Origin of the sequence: Rhizobium sp. UBA1881 (assembly GCF_002338015.1) — a bacterium.
GTDB lineage: Bacteria > Pseudomonadota > Alphaproteobacteria > Rhizobiales > Rhizobiaceae > Rhizobium.
Map to the genome: position 1 here is coordinate 21,665 of NZ_DDHH01000078.1, position 13,101 is coordinate 34,765.

Below are 13,101 nucleotides of genomic sequence, written 5' to 3' on the forward strand. Positions count from 1 at the left end.
CGCCGAGCAACTTAAGCGCAGCGGCTGACGCAGCCCTACTCCATCGGCACGGCAACAAACCGCAGGTCGCCGTTTGCCGAGGCGATCATCATCTGCGCGTTGCGCCGACCTTCCTGCTTCAGCGACTGCACCTTGGCGACGACGGTATCTGGTGAGCGCATGAATTCCTGCGCCACTTCGACGATCACATCGCCGGCCTTCAGGCCCTTTTCGGCCGCAAGCGAGCCCGGCTTGACCTCGGAGACGAGAACGCCATCGACGCTCTCGGCGATGCCGAAGCTCTTGCGATTATCCGCATTGAGCGCCGATAGCGACAGGCCGAGCACATCCTTCGCATCACCGACCTCAGGCGCCGGCTGCGCGGGCTTGCCCTTGCCGTCGGGCATAGGCTGGGCCTGATCACTGTCAGGCTCATCCATGTCCTGGTTTTCCTGCGGATCCGGGTTGATCACGCCACCGTTGCTGTCGGAACTGTCCGCCGCCGCCTGGTCGCTGTCTTCGAGACGACCGAGCGTGACCTTGACGGTCTGCTCCTTGCCATCGCGCAGCACCACGACATCGACCGCCTTGCCGACGGGGCTTTCCGCCACCACGCGCGGCAGGTCGCGCATCTCGTTGACGGCCTTGCCGTCGAATTTCAGGATGACGTCGCCGGCCTTGACCGAGCCGTCGTCGACAGGGCCGCCCTTGATGACACCAGCAACCAGAGCTCCTCTCGCGCTCGAGAGACCCAGGCTGTCCGCCACGTCGTCGGTCACAGGCTGGATGCGCACGCCGAGCCAGCCGCGACGCGTCTCGCCGAATTCGCGCAGCTGCTGCACGACACCGGCGGCCAACTCCGAAGGCACCGAGAAGCCGATGCCGATCGAACCGCCGCTCGGCGAGATGATCGCCGTGTTGATGCCGATAACCTCACCCTTCATGTTGAAGAGCGGGCCGCCGGAATTGCCCTTGTTGATCGCCGCATCCGTCTGGATGAAGTTGTCGTACGGGCCGGCGTTGATGTTGCGTCCGCGTCCCGAGATGATGCCGACGGTGACCGAACCGCCAAAGCCGAACGGGTTCCCGATCGCCATCACCCAGTCGCCGATGCGCATGCCGCTGGAATCGCCGAACTTGACGAACTTGAGTGGCGCCTTCGGCTCGACCTTCAGGACCGAGAGGTCTGTCTTGGTGTCGGTGCCGATCAGCTTGGCCTTGAGCTTGCTGCCGTCGGCAAAATTCACCTCGATATCGTCGGCGCCTTCGATGACGTGGTTGTTGGTGACGATGAAGCCCTGCGGATCGATGACGAAGCCGGAGCCGAGCGAGCTGACATTGTGGTTGCCGCCGGGCTTGCCCTTCTGCTTGTTGAAGAAGTCATTGAAGAACTCCTGGAACGGCGATCCGTCGGGAGCGCGCGGTGCCGGACCGGCCCCCTCGTCGTCCTTGACGTTCTGCGATGTCGAGATGTTGACGACCGCGTCAAGCAGTCCTTCGGCGAGATCGGCAACCGACGCCGGACCATTGGTCGGCGGTGTGGCCTGTGCATGAACAACCCCGGCAAAGCCGACATTAGCCAGCATTGCTGCCCCGGCCAGAAGCGCGAGCGATCGTCTGAAGGTCGGGCGGATCGTGGGGGCCATCAAGCATCCTCATGTGTGTCAAAAACGCACTCTGACCATGAGCATAAGGCGTAATGATGGAGGGTGAAATCACCTTTTCGCGAAATCCCGTGCAATCTGCGTGGGCCGCCCGCGAAGCCCCGCAGCGGTGGCAAAATCCCCATAAAATAAAGGGGCCGGCAAGATGCCGGCCCCGATGGAACTTCAGATGATGGCGATCAGTTCGCCGGTGCTGCCGGAACCGCAGGCAGGCTTGGCGCCGCCGACGGAACCTGGCCGGGCTGGCCGGTCGCGCTGTTGAAGTAGCGGAAGAAATCCGTGTCCGGCGAAAGCACCAGCGTCGTGTCCTGCGAGGACATGGCCGTGGTGTAGGCCGCCATCGAGCGGTAGAACTCGAAGAACGCGGGGTTCTTGTTGAACGCGTCGGCGAAGAGCCTGCTGCGTTCCGCTTCGCCTTCACCGCGCAGGATTTCGGAATCACGCTGCGCTTCGGCGGTGATTTCGACAACCTGTCTGTCGGCGATGGCGCGGCGACGCTGACCTTCTTCGCCACCCTGCGCACGCAGGAGTTCGGCTTCGGCAAGACGTTCGGCGCGCATGCGGTCATAGGTCTTCGGCGCGACTTCGCGCGTCAGATCCGTACGGCGAATGCGAACGTCCTGGATGTTGAGGCCAAGCGCCTCGGCATCCTTGTGCAGATCGTCACGCACTTCGAGCATCATCGCCACGCGCTCTTCGGAAAGAGCGGCATCGAAATCACGCAGACCGTAGACGCGGCGCAGAGACGAATCGAGCTGCGTGCGAAGACGTGCCTCGGCGGATTCGCGGTCGCCCGATACCGTTTCGCGGAAGCGGCGAACGTCGCGGATGTCATAGATCACGAAGGCGTCGACATCGAATGTCGCGCCGCCGCGAACCTGCACGCGGATGTTGTCGAGATCGAAGCGAAGCGCCTGCTTTTCGACGATCTGGACGCGATCGGCATCCATGAAGGTGAACGGCAGCTTGAAGTAGATGCCGGGCTCGGTCTTCACCGACTGGATCTGACCGAAGCGAACGACGATCGCCTGCTCACGCGCGTTGACCACGAAGATCGACGAGTAGAGCACCATGAGCACCACGGCGAAGACGACGAGAAAGATGGGAAGTTTATTCGACGTCATGGATCAACCTCCCTGCTGCGCCGGTTTGCCGATTTCGTTGAGCGGCAGATAGGGCACGACCCCCTGCTTCTCGTCGATGATGACCTTTTTGGAGTTCTTCAGCACCTGTTCCATGGTTTCCAGGAACAAACGCTTGCGGGTCACTTCGGGAGCCTTCGTGTATTCGTCATTGACGGACGTGAAGCGCTGCGCCTCACCTTCCGCTTCCTTCACGACGCGATCCTTGTATGCGGCAGCCGCTTCGCGGATCTGCGCCGCGTCACCGCGGGCCTGACCGAGCTTCTGGTTGGCATACTGGTTCGCTTCCTCGACGAGACGCTGCTTGTCCTGGTCGGCACGCTGCACTTCTTCGAAGGCATCGGCGACTTCACGCGGCGGCGCGACGTCCTGGATGGTGATCGCGTTGATCGAGATACCGCTCTTGTAGCGATCCATGGTGCCCTGCACGATGGCGGCCACTTCAGTTTCGATCGGCTGACGATTGTCGCGGAACGCGTCCTGCGCAGGACGACGGCCGACGACTTCGCGCATGGCGCTTTCGGCGACCTGCTGCAGCGTTTCGGCCGGGTTCTCGACGTTGAAGAGATAGGCCTTCGGATCCGTCACGGTGAAGAACACCGAGAACTGGACGTTGAGGATGTTCTGGTCACCCGACAGCATCAGGCCGTTCGACGAAGAAGACGACGTCGCGCCGATATTCTGCTGCTGGACCGTGACCTTGACGATTTCGACCGTTTCCATCGGCCACAGGTGGAAATGCAGGCCGGGTGCGGCCACTTCCTGCTTCGGATTACCGAAACGCAGTTCCACACCACGCTCGTCCGGCTGGACGATGTAAATGCACTGGAAAAGCCAGAAAGCCACGATGACAGCCGCGACGATCAAGAGAACGCCTGTGTTGAACCCGCCGGGCACGACGCCGCGCAGCCGGTCCTGACCACGGCGGATCATGTCTTCCAGATCGGGCGGTCCGCCCTTTCCGCCGCCACCACCGCCGCGTGGACGGTTCGGCCCCTGCCCCCATGGTCCCTGATTATTTCCTCCACCGCCGCCGCCGCCCCAAGGGCCGCCGCCGCCATTCTGATTGCTCCAGGGCATCAAAACCTCGTTGTTCGTTACACTCTGCGATCGCTTAACCCACGGGGGCGACGGATATTCGCGCTCGAAACCGTTATAGGTATCGCTGCATCGGCTTTCAACGCAGCATGAGGAACTTGGCAATGTTTATTGGAAAATAGTTTCTTTTCGCCGCTCAGCGCCTGTCATAAACGACGTAGCGGGTGGCGTAGCTGTCCTTCTCGCCCGCTGGCACGTCAAGGGTCTCGCCGGCACGCCATATGGCGGGATCGATCGCGGGAAACGACGTATCGCCGTCCACATCGGTCTCCACATGCGTCACGCAGAGACGATCGGCGATATCCATCGCCTGGCCGTAGATTTGCCCGCCGCCGATAATGCAGATTTCGTCCACGCCGGCTTCCATCGCCAGCCTCTCGGCCAGGGCGACAGCCTCGTCGAGCGAGCCAACGGTGCTGACGTCAGGATGTTCAATGACCGTGGATCGAGAGATCACCACGTTCGGCCGTCCCGGCAGCGGGCGGCCGATCGAATCATAGGTCTTGCGCCCCATGATCACGGGTTTGCCTGTTGTCAGCGCCTTGAACCGCTTCAGATCGGTGGAGAGCCGCCACGGCATGTCGCCGTCACGGCCGATGATGCCGTTGCGCGCAGCGGCGACCACGATCGTCTTGCGGATATCGGACATGAGACCCCTTAATCAGACCGCGATCGGCGCCTTGATGCTGGCATCGGCCTCGTAGCCGACCAGCTCGAAATCCTCGTAGGTGAAGCCGAAAATGTCCTTCACCTCGGGATTGATGCGCATGAACGGCATCGGCTTCGGCTTGCGCGTCAGCTGCAGCTTCGCCTGCTCGAAGTGGTTATGATAGATATGCGTGTCGCCGAGCGTATGCACGAAGTCGCCAAGCTTCAGCCCGGTCACCTGCGCGATCATCATCGTCAGCAGCGCGTAGGAGGCGATATTGAATGGCACGCCCAAAAACACGTCCGCCGAACGCTGATAGAGTTGGCACGACAGCTTGCCGTCGGCCACATAGAACTGGAACAGGCAGTGGCACGGCGGCAGCGCCATGTTGTCGACTTCGGCGGGATTCCACGCCGAGACGATATGGCGGCGCGAGTTCGGGTTCTTGATCAGGCCGGACACCAGATTGGCGATCTGGTCGATATGCCCGCCATCGGGCGCCGGCCAGGAACGCCACTGCGCGCCATAGACAGGGCCGAGATCGCCATTCTCGTCGGCCCATTCGTCCCAGATCGAGACACCATGCTCCTTGAGATAGGCGATATTGGTATCGCCCTTCAGGAACCACAGGAGTTCATGGATGATCGAGCGCAGGTGTAGCTTCTTGGTCGTGAGGACGGGAAAGCCCTCCTGCAGATCGAAGCGCATCTGGTAGCCGAACACAGAACGCGTGCCGGTTCCGGTCCGGTCGCCGCGGTCGGTTCCGGTTTCCATCACGTGGTTCAAGAGATCGAGATATTGCTTCATCGCCCGCCGCCGATTCCATTTTTCCCATATTTAAGCCCATCGACCGGCAAAACCAATCACGCCCCCGTGTTTTTCCCGGTGATTCCTTGAAGGACCACGATGCTTTTGTGACGATGGCTCTTCCCATGCGCTCAGGAAAACACTATATCAGCCTTGCCAGTCCTCGGATTGGCTATGGCGATAAATGAGCGGTGTAATAAGCCTATTGGACCCGGGGGCGGTACCCGGCGCCTCCACCAAAAACCGGCGGCCTTACAAAGAGATGGCCGGCTTTTGATGGGGGCGAAACAGGATCGACAAGGGTGTAAAGATCGTCTTTTTGCTCGGCATTGTACCGCCGTTATCGGGCTAAAATTGTAGTTGCAAACGACAACTATGCGGAAGCTCGTCTCGCTGCTTAATCGCGGTGTGACACTTCAAATTAAGTCCTGAAGGTTCGCACCTTAAGGCGGGGTCCGAAGGCACCTGGCAACAGAAGCCTTCACCTTCTCCCCCAAGCTCAAATCATGTATGATTTGCGAAAGCATGACTCGGCTGCGGGCTTTTCCAAGCCGCTTGAGCATGGCATATAGGCTTGGAACAGACGTACGGACGAAAGAAAGACAGGGAAAGCATGGGGCAGGATCATATCCGGTACGACATTCTGGCACAGGACGCGCTTCGCGGCGTCATCCGCAAGGTATTGTCGGAAGTTGCGGCAACCGGCCGCCTGCCGGGCGAGCATCACTTTTTCATCACCTTTCTGACCGGCGCTCCCGGCGTTCGCATCTCGCAGGCCCTGAAGTCCAAATATCCCGAGCAGATGACCATCGTCATCCAGCACCAGTTCTGGGAAATGAAGGTCACCGAATCGAGCTTCGAGATCGGCCTCTCCTTCTCCGACGTTCCCGAAAAGCTCTTCATCCCCTTCAACGCCATCCGCGGCTTCTACGATCCGTCGGTCAATTTCGAACTCGAGTTCGACGTGCCGCTGGCCGACAGCGACGAACTGCCGGAAGCCGAGATCACCGCCTACCCGGTCGCCCCCGAGAAGGCGGAAAAGACCGAGGATGCGGCGGCAAAGCCCGCCGACGGCGACGAAAAGAAAGCCGGATCGGTCGTCTCTCTCGACGCCTTCCGCAAGAAGCAGTAAGAACCAAAGGGAAGCAATCGCTTCCCTTTTTCATATCGCCTGTTCTTATGTTGTAGGTGTCCCGTGAGCGCCGAAATCGTCAATCTCCGCCAGTTCAAGAAGAAGCAGGCCCGCTCCGACAAGGAGAAGCAGGCCGAGCAGAACCGGATCTCCTTCGGCCGCACCAAACAGGAAAAGCAGCTCACCAAGGCATTGAACGACAAGGCCGAGCGCGCGCACGACCAGGGCCGCATCGACAAGAACGACGACGCCGAATGACCGCACGCGACCGCGAAAAAGACTCCGCGATCAATCCCTTGTATGCGTTTGCGGAATCATTTTCCGAACACGACGCGCAATGATCCGCAAGCACTCGATCACGCTGCACGGCCACCGTACCAGCCTGTCGCTGGAAGACGAGTTCTGGACCGAGCTCACCGCCATCGCCACCGCCCGCGCCATCCCGCTCGCCGGCCTGATCTCCGAAATCGACGACAACAGGGACGCCGACAGCAACCTGTCTTCGGCGCTTCGCCTGCACGTGCTTGCCTGGTTGAAATCGACGGGCGCCGCGCCACAGGACAACCAGCACGACAACAGGGATGCGGCGGATGCCGGAGCGCGTTGAGATCGTCGCGTATGACGCGGCATGGCCGGCGCACTTCCGCGAAATCGCCGCCGCCTTGAAAACCCTGCTGGGCAATCGCGTGCTCGATATCCACCACATCGGCAGCACCTCCATCCCGGGGATGGTCGCCAAGCCGCTGATCGATATCGATGTGATAATGCCCACTCCAGCCGACGTCATCGACGCCTGCCCGCTGATGGAAGCCGCCGGTTACGAGCCGCGCGGCAACCGCTACGACGCCGACATCTTCGCCTTCATGAAGCGCACCGCAACACCCCGGCAACGGATCTATCTATGCCCCGAGGGCCACGACACGCACTACCGGCGCATCCAGTTTCGCGATTATCTGACAACCCACCCGCAAGCCGCCGCCGACTATCAGGCGCTGAAGCTCAAGTTGGCGGAAGAGTTCGAATATGACGGCGACGGCTACACCGCCGCCAAGGCCGCCTTCGTCAACGACATCGTCGCCCGCGCCCGCAAGCGCTGAGACGTCGCCGACAGCCGACACCGGCCGCGCAAGAACGTTATTGCGGAACCTGCACGCCCGGCAAACCCGGCACCGTATTGAAGTTCAGCGAGTTCTGCGGCGGCGTGATCAGTTGCTCCTGCGCCCGGCGCGCAGCCTCGGCCGCGGCCTTGGCATCCGCTTCCGCCTTGGCCTTCGCGGCGGCTTCCGCCTGCGCCTTGGCTTCAGCTTCGGCCTTGGCGGCTGCTGCCGCCTGGTCGCGCTCGGCCTGCTGTGTCGCGAGCAGCCTCAGCCGCTCCTCTTCCGCCTTGCGCTGCGCCTCGATGGCGGCGGCCTTCTCGCGCTCCTGATCGTTGAACTTGGCGAGCGACACCTCGCGGCGCAGACGCTGCTGTTCGAGAACGTTAGACTGCAACTTCTCGACCCGCCGACGCTCGCGCTCGAAGGCGCGCAGAGAGAGGTAGCCGGTGATATCGGTGACATCCATCACCCGGCCCGGCGACCCGAGAACACCGGAGAAGTCGAGCCGGATCGAAGGATCCGCGCCGGTCAGCGCCTCGCCCATCGGATTAAGGTTGATGTCGAGCGACGCGTTGATCCGCTCCTGCGGCAGGTCGATCTGCGCATTGCCTGTGAGCGTCGCCTGATCGGTGGCGACAGTCACGTTCTGAACCCTCAGCACCCCATCCGTGACGTTGAACGGCACCGCCGTTGCCGGCAGCTTCGCCTCGCCGTTGTTAAGCAGCGTCTCGACGATCGGGTGAACCTTGCCAGCATTCAGCTGGTCTTGCATTGGGTCGGTCGCCGACAGAAGCGGCGCCAGCATGCCGAGATTGAGCCCACGCACACTGGTATCGCCCAGCTTCATCTCGCCGGATCCATTGAGCGAGCTTGCGATATCCTTCATCGACTTGCCCGATGCTTCCATCGACAACGCCAGCCCGAACTTGCCGCTGGCCACAGGCGAACCGCCGTCCCGCTGCCAAACCACGCCGCCGAGATCGGCATCGGCAAGCGCAAGCTTGGTCTGCAGGAAGCCGGTTCCATCGGCATTGGTGAACTTCACATTGGCATCAACAGTGCCGCCGTCCCAGTTCCCCTTCATGTCGTTCAGCTGCAGTTCGTCGCCCTTGTAGGCAACGTTGGAGGTGAAGTCGGTGATCGGGTTCGACCAGCCGAGCCAGAACTGCTTGGCGTTAAGCTTCAGGTTGACATCCATGTCCTTGAACACGGGAATGCCGAGCGGTGCCGCGAGCAGATTGCCGTTCGCGGGATCGGTCATCGGCCCGTAGACCGCTTCGCCAAGCCAGGTGGCATCGGCCTTCGTCAGGGCCAGATCGCCCGAGGCCGTCGTCCGCTCGGCCTTGCGATCCAGCGTCATGGCGCCGGTGAACTCGTTGTCCGCCGCATGGCCGGCAATGTTGCCGAAAGCGACCTTGTCGCCATCGATCGCCGCCGTCGTCGTCAGCTTGAACGGCAGGCCGGTCCCCATCTGCGGCACGCCGATACCGTTCATGACCAGATAGGGGTCGAGATCGGCGCTCTCCAGCGACAGCGCCAGCTGCCCGTTCATGAAGCTCTGCGGCCGGATATCGACCTTGCCGGCGGCGGTAAACGAGGTGCGGTCCGTGGCAAATGTCAGATTGGCGTCGGCGGGATCGGTCCCCTCCGCCTGCACCTTCAGCGTCATGCGGCCGTTGGCATCCGCATCGACGGGCAAGGGATCAAGTCCCGCTTGGCCAAACAGCACGGATGTCACATTGTTCTCGAGCGTCGCCTCGAGGCTCGTCGTGCCCTTGCCGGTCAGCGCCAGAAGGTCGGACATGCGGTAATCGAGGTTCACGCGGCTGCCATTGGCGACACCGGCCAGCGTCACCGAGAGCCCGTTGTCCTGATCACTACCGAGCGTCACCGCACCACGCAGCGCCGTATTCGTGTACCAGGCCGCATTGCGCACCAGCCGGTCCATGACGGGGTGCTGCGGCAGTTTCTGCTTCAGCATCGTGAAGAACGGACCGGGATCGGCCGCCTTGAAGGTGATTTCGCCCGAACCCTTGTAGTCGAGCAACGATCCCTCGGCGCGTCCGGTCGCCGTGAACTCGGCGCCCGCCAGGTTCTTCACCGAAAGCTTGTCCACGCCGAGCGCCCCGTCGGCGATCGTGAAGCTCGTCTCGACATCGCCGGCCTCGACACCGAACGCCGTGAACTTGTCGGCCTTGAGCTGCGCCTTGATCTTATGGTCGAGGACGTTATTGCCCGCATCCTGCCCGGTGAACAGACCCGTCAGCGCTCGGAGTGCATCGAGATCGAGCGCATCGCCGGCAAGCGCGACATCAAGCGTCGGCGCCTGGTTCGGCACCGCCTGGCGGTCGAGCCTGCCCTTCAGCGTCGCGGGACCAACCGCGATCTCGAGATCGTCGAACGTCTGCCGCTCATGCGTGAGGTTCACATTCGCCGAAAAACCGGCCTGCTGCAGCGACCGTATCGCCGGATCGACATCACCCGAGAGCCACGAGGCAAGGCCGGTCGGCTGCTTGGAGGCGACGGTGATGGCGCCCTTGAAGGAAGGCTGGCCTTGCAGCGTCAGCTGACCATTGCCTTCGACCAGCGTGCGCCCCGGCAGCGTGCCGAAGGCATGGTCGATCGTCCAGCCGCTGCCGGCCGGCTCCAGATCGAGCTGCACGTCGCGAATGGTGGTATCGCCGGCCACGATCGCCGGCAGCCTGACACTCGCCTTGCCGGGCACCTGCGGCACCGGGATCTGCGAGACGATCTGGATCAGCGCATTCAGCCGTTGCTTGGCGGAAAGGCTCGGATCGCGCGAGGTCTTTCCGCCGGAGCCCTGGTTGCCGATGCGATTGACGTCGATCTGCTGGCCATCGGCCGTGAGCAGGAACTGCGGCTTCACGCCGGTATCGAGCGTCGCCTCGCCGGTCACCACATAGGGGTCTTCAACCGCGCCGATCTCGAGGCGGTATTCGGGGATGCGGATGCTCTCGTTGGTAAGCTCGAACTTGCCCTTCAGCCTTGGTGGCTGGGTCTTGTCGGTGCCCTTGGCCTGGTTCGTGCCCGTGCGCTCGATCTGCGCCGACATCGTGCCCTGGTAATTGGGCTTGCGGTCCACGAGCTTCAGCTCGCCATCGAGATCGACCGAGACGGGATGCTTGTCCGGCTGCAGCCGGGTGCGCATCCTGAGAACGCCGTTTTCGTCGAGCTGGTTGCTGGAGATCAGGAAATTGCCGTGCTCGCCGTCGAGCGCCGCATCGCCCTCGATCCGCCACGGCCCGGCCAGCGATTTCGCCGACATCTCGGCGTTGATCCCGGTCACGAGGCGTGTGCGGCCCGATTGGTCGTCGATGAACTGAACATCGCCGCCGCTGACATGCACGTTCTCAAGAACCACCGTCTTGGCGGGAATTTCGGGCTGGCTGCCGCGCGTCCAGTCGAGCGTGCCGTCCTTCAAGAGCCGCAGCTTGACCTTGGGATTGACCACGCGCATGTCGAAGATCAGCGCCTCGCCCGAGAGGAACGGCGCCAGTTCCGCATCCATGGAAAACTGCTCGACCTGCACGATCGGCGAGCCGTCCTGCTCCTGGCCAACGCGCACGTCATGCATCGTCACAGACGGGAACGGTAAAAGGCGCGCATCGACCGCGCCGTGAACCACGACCTTCTTGCCGATGATACGGCTGGCCTGATCCTCGAAATTCTGACGGAAGCCGGTCCAATCGATGAACATAGGCGCGAACAGCGCCACGAACAGCGCCACGACAACCACACCACCCAGTACGACGAGAAACCGGCCTACCAAGTCAATCATTCTCCATTCGGGCTACACCGCGGACACAAGGCCAAACTCGATCAGGAAACCCGATCGAGTTTTGACCCTAGATCATCAACCCGAAGCGTGTGAAGCCGCTTTCAGGCAACAAACCGCGCAATTCCTTGTTACGCCCGCGCTTTACCGGCGGCGCTCCGATTCGCTACGCTGTTCTCAATCCCTATCGGCATTCATGCCGCAAGCAAGCCAAGATCAAAACAGAGTGTTGATTTTCAGGCAGAATGGAAAATCTTGCCCGGATTGAAGATGTTATCCGGGTCGAGCGCGTGCTTGACCTGGCGCATCAGATCGACCGCGCCCCCAAGCTCTTCTTCGAGAAACGCCATCTTGCCCTGGCCGATACCGTGCTCGCCAGTGCAGGTGCCGTCCATCGTAAGCGCCCGCTTGTTGAGCCGCGCCACGAAGCCCTCGGCAACGGCGATCCCTTCCTCCGTCTTGTCATCGAACAGGAGTAGCACGTGAAAGTTCCCGTCGCCGGCATGGCCGACGATCATCGCCAGCAAGCCATGCTCTTCGATATCGGCCTGCGTCTCGCCGATGCAATCGGCCAGCCGCGAGATCGGCACGCAGACGTCGGTCGAGAGCGCCGCCATCTCCGGCGCCAGCGCCCGCGAGGCCCAATAGGCGTCATGCCGGGCTTCCCAGAGCTTGCTGCGCTCCTCGGCGTTGACGGTCCAGGCGAATTCGCCGCCGCCACATTCCGCCGCGATCTCGCCGAACTGCGCCGATTGCAGCGCAACGGTCTCGTCGGTGCCGTGGAACTCGACGAACAGCGTCGGCTTCTCGTCGTAGTTCAGCTTCGAATAGGCGTTGCAGGCGCGGATCTGCAGGGCGTCGAGAAGCTCGATGCGCGCGACGGGCACGCCCATCTGGATCGTCATGATCACCGCGTCACAGGCGGCACGCACCGTCGGAAACGCACAGACGCCGCCGCCGATCTTCTGCGGAATACCCTGCAGCCGCAGCGTCACCGACGTCAGGATGCCGAGCGTTCCCTCGGAGCCGACGAAGAGCCGCGTCAGGTCATAGCCGGCGGAGGATTTGCGGGCGCGCCGCGCCGTGCGGATTTCCTCGCCATTGGCGGTGACTGCGGTCACCGAAAGCACGTTGTCCTTCATCGTGCCGTAGCGCACCGCGTTGGTGCCCGACGCCCGCGTCGCCGTCATGCCGCCGATCGAGGCGTTGGCGCCCGGATCGATCGGGAAAAACAGGCCGGTGTCGCGCAGATAGGTGTTGAGGTCCTCGCGGGTCACGCCCGGCTCGACGGTGCAGTCGAGGTCTTCCATATTGACCTCGAGCACCCGGTTCATCCGGCTGAAATCGATCGAAATGCCGCCATTCGGCGCATTGACCTGCCCCTCCAGCGACGAACCGGTACCAAAGCCGATGACAGGAACCTTGTGCTCGGCGCAGACCTTCACGACCGCCTTCACATCATCGGCGCTCTCGGCGAAGAGAACGCCGTCAGGCAGCTGCGAGGGAATGTAGGTGGTCGTGTGCGCATGCTGCTCGCGAAACGACTGGCCGGTCTGGAAGCGCTCGCCGAAGCTCTGTTTCAGGATGCCGAGAACGCTGGCGATACCCGCCTCGTTGCGTGTGCCGGCCTTTGCGTCTTTGAGCGCCATCTCTTTGATCTCCTTACCGTCGTTGCCCGAGGGCACGTTGGTATGAGACAAGAGATGGCGGCTGTCTAGTAGCAGAATAGCCGCAGCG

General features: G+C 62.2%; 11 protein-coding genes and 1 other RNA gene. 5 read left to right on the forward strand and 7 right to left on the reverse strand.

Annotated features, from left to right (window positions below; genetic code table 11):
• Positions 1-35 precede the first annotated feature (35 nt).
• From B3605_RS08940 to B3605_RS08960, 5 genes are all read right to left on the reverse strand, one after another.
• Entirely contained in the window at positions 36-1,625 is a 1,590-nt protein-coding gene (locus B3605_RS08940; protein ID WP_112941791.1) for a DegQ family serine endoprotease, read from the reverse strand.
• A gap of 197 nt (positions 1,626-1,822) precedes the next feature.
• Positions 1,823-2,767 carry a protease modulator HflC gene (gene hflC, locus B3605_RS08945; RefSeq protein WP_112941792.1) on the reverse strand — a complete coding sequence of 315 codons (945 nt, stop codon included), beginning with the start codon at positions 2,765-2,767 and terminating at the stop codon, positions 1,823-1,825.
• Between the two features lie 3 nt (positions 2,768-2,770).
• Positions 2,771-3,865, reverse strand: a complete 1,095-nt coding sequence (gene hflK, locus B3605_RS08950) for an FtsH protease activity modulator HflK (protein ID WP_112941793.1) — start codon at positions 3,863-3,865, stop codon at positions 2,771-2,773.
• A gap of 154 nt (positions 3,866-4,019) precedes the next feature.
• Entirely contained in the window at positions 4,020-4,532 is a 513-nt protein-coding gene (locus tag B3605_RS08955) for a dihydrofolate reductase (protein ID WP_112941794.1), read from the reverse strand.
• Positions 4,533-4,544: 12 nt separating this feature from the next.
• Positions 4,545-5,339 (reverse strand): thymidylate synthase, encoded by a 795-nt coding sequence (locus B3605_RS08960; RefSeq protein ID WP_018900295.1) that lies wholly within the window; start codon positions 5,337-5,339, stop codon positions 4,545-4,547.
• 116 nt (positions 5,340-5,455) lie between these two features.
• Between B3605_RS08960 and ssrA the strand changes: the two genes are divergently transcribed.
• From ssrA to B3605_RS08985, 5 genes are all read left to right on the forward strand, one after another.
• Positions 5,456-5,825: a transfer-messenger RNA gene (ssrA, locus tag B3605_RS08965) on the forward strand.
• A gap of 127 nt (positions 5,826-5,952) precedes the next feature.
• A complete protein-coding gene (locus tag B3605_RS08970; protein ID WP_018900294.1) occupies positions 5,953-6,471 on the forward strand; it encodes an SspB family protein in 519 nt (172 codons plus the stop codon).
• 63 nt (positions 6,472-6,534) lie between these two features.
• Positions 6,535-6,729 (forward strand): DUF4169 family protein, encoded by a 195-nt coding sequence (locus B3605_RS08975; RefSeq protein ID WP_018900293.1) that lies wholly within the window; start codon positions 6,535-6,537, stop codon positions 6,727-6,729.
• Between the two features lie 79 nt (positions 6,730-6,808).
• A complete protein-coding gene (locus B3605_RS08980) occupies positions 6,809-7,078 on the forward strand; it encodes a ribbon-helix-helix domain-containing protein (protein ID WP_112941880.1) in 270 nt (89 codons plus the stop codon).
• Positions 7,062-7,568 (forward strand): GrpB family protein, encoded by a 507-nt coding sequence (locus tag B3605_RS08985; RefSeq protein ID WP_112941881.1) that lies wholly within the window; start codon positions 7,062-7,064, stop codon positions 7,566-7,568. The genes B3605_RS08980 and B3605_RS08985 overlap by 17 nt, the downstream gene beginning before the upstream one ends.
• A 37-nt stretch (positions 7,569-7,605) precedes the next feature.
• Here B3605_RS08985 and B3605_RS08990 read toward each other — a convergent pair whose 3' ends face one another.
• Together B3605_RS08990 and B3605_RS08995 are read right to left on the reverse strand one after the other, a co-directional pair.
• Positions 7,606-11,358 carry an AsmA-like C-terminal region-containing protein gene (locus B3605_RS08990; RefSeq protein ID WP_112941882.1) on the reverse strand — a complete coding sequence of 1,251 codons (3,753 nt, stop codon included), beginning with the start codon at positions 11,356-11,358 and terminating at the stop codon, positions 7,606-7,608.
• Between the two features lie 242 nt (positions 11,359-11,600).
• The gene (locus tag B3605_RS08995; RefSeq protein WP_296433546.1) at positions 11,601-13,013 is read right to left on the reverse strand and encodes an FAD-binding oxidoreductase; all 1,413 of its coding nucleotides are present in this window, start codon (positions 13,011-13,013) and stop codon (positions 11,601-11,603) included.
• Positions 13,014-13,101: the final 88 nt, after the last annotated feature.